The organism is Streptomyces sp. A3M-1-3, assembly GCF_024213665.1.
In the GTDB taxonomy this organism is placed as follows: Bacteria; Actinomycetota; Actinomycetes; order Streptomycetales; family Streptomycetaceae; genus Streptomyces.
The window spans coordinates 1-5,871 of sequence record NZ_JANAVP010000066.1 but is presented as its reverse complement, the minus strand read 5'-3'; the positions used below and the strand labels follow the sequence as shown (position 1 = coordinate 5,871).

4 protein-coding genes are annotated in these 5,871 nt (G+C 70.1%); 1 reads left to right on the top strand and 3 read right to left on the bottom strand.

Features of this window, described 5'->3' with window-relative positions; genetic code table 11:
• Positions 1–74: 74 nt before the first annotated feature.
• From NLX86_RS34645 to NLX86_RS34100, 3 genes are read right to left on the bottom strand one after another with little or no spacing between them, the layout of a single operon-like run.
• The gene (locus NLX86_RS34645) at positions 75–1,685 is read right to left on the bottom strand and encodes a nickel transporter (RefSeq protein WP_302062073.1); all 1,611 of its coding nucleotides are present in this window, start codon (positions 1,683–1,685) and stop codon (positions 75–77) included.
• 3 nt (positions 1,686–1,688) lie between these two features.
• Complete coding sequence (locus NLX86_RS34105) at positions 1,689–2,951, bottom strand: tetratricopeptide repeat protein (protein WP_254375702.1); 1,263 nt, start codon at positions 2,949–2,951, stop codon at positions 1,689–1,691.
• A complete protein-coding gene (locus NLX86_RS34100; RefSeq protein WP_254375701.1) occupies positions 2,948–4,435 on the bottom strand; it encodes a DUF4331 domain-containing protein in 1,488 nt (495 codons plus the stop codon). The genes NLX86_RS34105 and NLX86_RS34100 overlap by 4 nt, the downstream gene beginning before the upstream one ends.
• Positions 4,436–4,728: 293 nt before the next feature.
• Between NLX86_RS34100 and NLX86_RS34095 the strand changes: the two genes are divergently transcribed.
• A complete protein-coding gene (locus NLX86_RS34095) occupies positions 4,729–5,430 on the top strand; it encodes a hypothetical protein (RefSeq protein WP_254375700.1) in 702 nt (233 codons plus the stop codon).
• Positions 5,431–5,871: the final 441 nt, after the last annotated feature.

The following is a 5,871-nucleotide window of genomic DNA, read 5'->3' as shown; positions in this document are numbered from 1 at the left end:
CCCACGACCAGTGCGAGTATCCCGAACCTCGCGCACACCAGACCCATGACCTGCAACTTCACGATGCACACCGCTCAGAGGGTGAGAAGGCTTCGCAACGTGAGGCTGATGCCTACGGTGAGGACGGCGAGAGCCGTGAGGACGGTCGCGTAGCGGGTGTAGCGGCGCAGGGATGGCAGGCGGCGTTCGCTCAGAGCGGCGAGCCTGCTTCCGCCGCTGGAGAGCAGGAGGCCGGCGGCGGTCAGGGTGAGGGCCATGCCGAGGCCGTAGCCGACGACGAGCAGGACGCCGAAATATGTCCGGCTCAGTGCGATGGCGCCCAGCAGGACGACGAGGGCCGATGGGCTGGGCACGAGACCAGCCGCTAGTCCTACGCCGAGGAGCGCGGGAAGGCCGGTGCGGCGCGGCCTCTTCCCCTGGCGGGAGTCGGTCTGGTGGGCGTGGTCGCCGTGGCTGTGTGAGGGGCCGGTCGCGTGGTGGTGTTCATGACCGTGGGGGTGGTCATGACGGTGACCGTGCGCGTGAGTGTGTTCCCGCATCTCGCTGTGTGCGTGCCCATGGCTGTGTCCGTGGTGCCAGTGCGTCGGCGGGCGTCCCGTCCGCAGGGCCCGTACCGCCGTCACGGCCAGCACCATCCCGAGTACCGCGATCACCGTACCGCTGATCGCCCCGAGCCGTGCCAGTAGTTGCTCCCCGACGAATCCGCCGCCCGCGGTAAGGATCAGGCCCATGGCCAGGACCCCGGCGGTGTGGGTGGCCGTGACCGTCGTACCGACCGCGAGAGCGGCTCGGACGCCGCCTTCCCGGCGGGCCAGGCAGGCGGCAACGGCGAGTTTGGCGTGCCCGGGCAGTGCCGCGTGGCCCGCGCCCAGGAGCATGGTCAGCAGGACGGCGAGGAGACCTACCGGCACAGTGAGGTCACGGCCCGCGGTCAGGCCGGTGAGGCGATGCTCCAGCGCCGGAAAGAGCACGGTGCCGCGGTCCACAGCCTGAGTCGCTGGTACTTCGTCCGGTTTCACCGGCCCCAGGGCACCGGGAGCGGCCCCGCCCACCCCCGGCTCCGTACGCAGCCTCGCCTTGGCCACATTGAGCGGCTCTTCGTCCCCGTCCCGCGGGTAGTGGCGCAGCACATCGCTCGGACTCTTCGCGGGAACCGACGACTCGGCCAGCCGTACGCGGTCGCCCGGCACGGCGGTGATCTCCTTCCAACCGGTGCGTGTCACATCCGCCCCCGAGACGAAGGAGACATCGGCGGGCCGGGAGAGATCGGCATCAGCCCGCAGGGTGCATGTCAGCCGGGCGACGGGAACTCCCGCGGCCCCTTTCCCGTACGTCAGGGTGGAGCGGCCCACCTTCCAGGCGATTGGCTCGCCGCCCACCGAAAGTCTGGTGCGGCCGGCGAGTCGGGCGCACCGCTCGGCTGCCCGGTCCGCGGCTTCCGCAGGTGAGATCGTTCCGTCGCGGTCGGTGTCGGTGGCTTGTTCGTCCTGCGCGGTGGGAATCTCCGCACTGTCGACGACGGCGGTGTTCTCGATTCGGTCGTGCGACAAGCGCAGGCCGTCGTAGTGGTTGACGCTGAAGTTGCCCAGCGGATGGGCGTGGGCCGTCGGTAGGCCGGTCAGGCCGACCAGCACCAGCACCAGCAAGGGTGCCGCGACGGCCGCCGCACGGCATGGAAACTTCATCGACTACCGATCTGCGTCGGGGTGGTAAAGGGAGAGATGCGGGTTCAAGGCGACGGCCTCGCTCAGATGACGGGATCCTTCGGGCATCGCCAGTGCCTGCTCGATCGCGCCCCGGTGGTAGCGGAACAGCGCGTTCTTCCAGCCGGTCGCGGCTGCCCGGCGTGCGTAGGTGAGGGCCTCGGTGTTCTGTCCCGCGCGGTGCAGCGCCCACCCGAGTGCATCGGCGACGATGACGCTCCGGGCGTGCTTCCACTCCCTGCGCGCGAGCTCCACTGCGACCTTCGGGTCGCCGTGATCAGCTGCGTAGAGGATGAGGTGCGGGTCGACCGGGCCGCCGCCCGCTCGGACCATCTGTACCTGCGTCGACAAGACGGCCCTCTCGCTCCCCTGGCGGGAATCCCCGGTCGCGTGTCGAAGCTCCAGTGTCTCCAGCAGGAACTGTGGCAACGGGGTGCGTTCGACGAGCCGCGCGTACAGCTCAAGTGCCTTACCGGTGTGCCCGCGTGCGGCGGCCACCCGGGCGATTCCGGCCTGCCCGTACGGATGGTCCGGCACGGCGGCCAGGGCGCGCCGGTAGTGCCGTTCCGCCTGGTCCACCTTGCCCTGGGACCAGGCCAGGTCGCCCAGGCGGGCCTCGGCGAAGCCCCGTTCGTCCTGTGTGACCGCACTGTCCACGGCACGCTGGAGCGCGATGGCCGCGTCCTCGGGCCTGCCACTGGTCTCCAGGTCGTATGCGGCTCTGCTGTAGGCGGCTGTGGCCGGGGCGATGTCGAGCATCCGCTGTACGGCTGCCCGCGCCTGCGGATAGTTCCCGAGCTGGATCTCGGCGTCCGCCAGTACGGCGTACCCGTCCGGCCGGTCGGGTGCCATCCGGGTGGCGCGCAGCCCGTACTCGCGCCCCTTCGCGAACTTGTGCCGGGCGTTGGCGAGCAACCCCTGACCCGTCACGGCCCCGTAGTTGTCCGTGCCGTCGAGGGCGAGGGAGCGGCGCAGCGCCCTGTCGGCGACGTTGAGCCGGCCCGCGTCGAGGGTGGTGCGGGCCCGTTCGATCTCGGCGCGCGCCAGGCCGGCCCAGGCGGCCGGGTCGTCGGGGTATGCCTCTGTCGCCTTGCGGGCAACGTCGACAGGGCTGATGCCCGCGCTGTGGGCACCTGCGGGGGTGGCGGTGGCCCGCGGCCGGGAGGTGTCAGGACCAAGATACAGAAGTCCGGCCACGCACCCGGCCACGGCCACCGCCGCGCTCGCGGCGGTGATCAGACGCCTCACGGGCCCGCGTGCGGGAGGTTGAGGTACGGGAAGACGGTCTGGGCGTCGGCGGGCTCCAGGCTGACGACCGGCTGCGGGAGCAGTCCCGCAGCGGACGGCCCTGCGGGCTCGCCCTCCAGCATCCGGATCAGCGGCCCGTCGATGTTGTCGTTCAGTCGCCGCCCGTTCGGGAATCCCTGGAGATCCCCGTCGAGGACACCGTGCGCCTTCGGGCTGGCGGTGACGGGGGTTTGGAGGTTCAGACGCAGCTGTTCGGCGAGCACGATGCGCTTGGGGTCGGCGTCGGCGTTCATGGTGTGGGTGTTGAGGTCGAAGCCGAAGGCGGCTCCGTTGTCCTTGCCGATGCCCTTCATGAACAGGGCTTGGATATCGTGGCGCGGGGCCGCCGGTGCTTTACGGCCCTGTGCCTTCTCGATCCGGTGCGGCGGTGCGGGGTCGAGGGCGGCGGCCAGGAAGTCGCTCTCCAGGTGGTCGTCCTTCGGTACCCGGGCCTGGTACCGGTCCTCGGGCCCGCCCGGCTTGGCCAGCCCGATGGTGGAGCCGAACAGCGCGAACGCGACGTGCGGGGTGCCGTGCCGGGAGACCTGCCGGAAGGTGGGGGCCTGCTCCGAGAGACTGCGCTTCAGGTTCGCGCCCTGGCGGGAGACGGACGCCCACACGCCGACGACCGGGTTGCGCTTCGGGTCCCCGTTCAGGGCGACCACGCTCTTGGGCACCTGCAGGACCAGGCTGTTCACGTTCAGCGCCGACAGGGGCTGGGCATCGGGCAGCCATCCCGGTACGGGGCCGCGGGTGCCGACCGTGTACAGGCCAAAGACTTGTGTGTCGACCTTGAACGATTCCGCCGCCTGCGTGGCCACGGTCTGGCCGCCGCCGGGGAGCTGGCGGATCGCCTGCTTCCGCAGCTTGCCGTAGTCGGGCATCAGGGTCCGACCGGTGTGGGTGGGGGAGGCGATCGCGTCCTTCAGTAGCGTCTGGACGGCGCCGCCCGCCGTGACCTTCTCCAGGGTGTACTTCTGGCGTACCCGAAGTGACGGGTCGTCGAGCGAGTTCACCGGCAGGGGGCCGACCTTCGGCCCTGTTCCGAACGGTCGGCGGTCCTCGTCCCGGAAGGTCCAGCGGTAGGTGGTGTCGGGCGCCCCGTCGCCGTCGGCGTCCGTGTGGATCTCGTACCTCGCGCCGGTCGCGAACGGGAAGTCGACCAGCGCGTTGGCCGCGGTACCGGGCACTTGGAAGGGGCGGACGTTAGCGATGAGCGTGACCATGTCCGTGTTGTCCGGGCTGGTGAAGGCGTACACGTCGGTCAGGTCCGTCGGGGAGTCGAGCACGGTCGAGGGGGCGTCGATGTGCCCGCCGGCCTCGCTGGTGCCCATGAACTGCCCGGACAGGGCCGCCGCGGTGAGCGCGGCAGTGGTGGCGGCGAGGACAGCGAGCCGCCGACGGGACAGTGAGTTGGTTTCGGAGGTTCTGGGGGATCCCGGCACGCGTGTCTCCAGGGCTGTGGATGGGGGGAGTCGCAGCAGCCAACAGCGCATGTGATCTTGGAGTGACTGTTCCTCGTCGCACGCCACTCGTCGCGTGACTCTTTTCCCCCGGATGGCCTAACGAGCGGCCGACGTGGTCGCAAAGCAACGCATCGATGGACATACTCATCACGTAGTCGATCTTCGACTACGTCGTCCCCCGACGCCGAACTCTGGCTCTCGCCAGCTCTCTTGGGCCCTCTGGGGATGAACACCGACGCCTTCCCACACCCCTCACAGACTGGAAGCGCTCCATGCGTATGCACGCCCTCCGTCGCCTCACCGTCCTGGCCGCCGTGGCCGCGCTCTCCGTACCGCTCGGCATGACCTCATCCGGAGCGGCCGCCCAGCAGCCGGACAGCACCACCAGGACGGCAGCCGCCGTCGAGCCGCTGCCGGGCGCCTACATCTCCCCCTGGGGGGACGCCCAGGCTGCGGTGAGTGACGAGACCCTCGCCTGGATGGAGCGCGAGGGCATCACCTGGGAGGCCATCAGCCCGTTCGTGAAGGACGCCGACGGCCGCGGCTTCAGCATGCCCATCGGTTCAACGGCCGGTGACGGCCTCGACTCCAAGGGCCGCATCTTCTACCCCGGCGGCATCAAGTTCCACCACGCCCCATCCGGCAAAACGATCACCCTGAAGTCCACGTTCATCCGCGTCATGCCGACGCCCGCTTACTCCGCGGGCGTGTCGATCGACGGCAAGCCGCTCCGTGAGGAAGTGGTGATCGCCGAGTCCACCTACAGCGAGGTCATGGCCGGCGCCCGCCCGAGCCCCACGGGATTCCGCCTCAAGAAGGTCCCGTTCTACTTCACCCAGGAAGCCGCAAACCTCTTCTCGACGGGCATCGGAGCCACGGCCCCGCGCGTCGGCAGCCTCTTCGGCACGCTTACGCCCAACTTCGACTACGTACCGAGCACGGCGAAGCCGCCGACGTTCCCCACCTTCCCGTAACTCCCGCGCTCTCCTACAAGGGCCAAGACAGCGCCCGCCCGGCACACGCCACAGCACCTGGCTCTCCCGGGCCGTGAGACTTCCGCCCCGCCGAATCGCTCGGCGGGGCGGAAGAGTTGGTGCGCCGAGGCGACCGGGCACAGGCGGCGCCGCGGGCAGGGACGGTCGCCACCGAGTCCCCGGTCGTCGCTCCCAGATGCCGGATCGCGTCGGCGACGGTGCTGCGGACCTGATCGGACATAGGGATGCGTCGCTGGCGAGCGGGACGCGCCCCGGTGAGATACCGCTCCGCGAGGCGGATGGTGATGCGCAACCGGTCTAGCTAGCACGTGTGGCACCTCACCGGAGCGGGGTCGGCCTCCATTGAGCGGTGTGCATCGTGAAGTTGCAGGTCATGGGTCTGGTGTGCGCGAGGTTCGGGATACTCGCACTGGTCGTGGG

Bases quoted from the DNA above. Each gene is read 5' to 3' on its own strand.
- NLX86_RS34645 (WP_302062073.1), bottom strand. From the start codon at position 1,685: ATGAAGTTTCCATGCCGTGCGGCGGCCGTCGCGGCACCCTTGCTGGTG.
- NLX86_RS34095 (WP_254375700.1), top strand. From the start codon at position 4,729: ATGCGTATGCACGCCCTCCGTCGCCTCACCGTCCTGGCCGCCGTGGCC.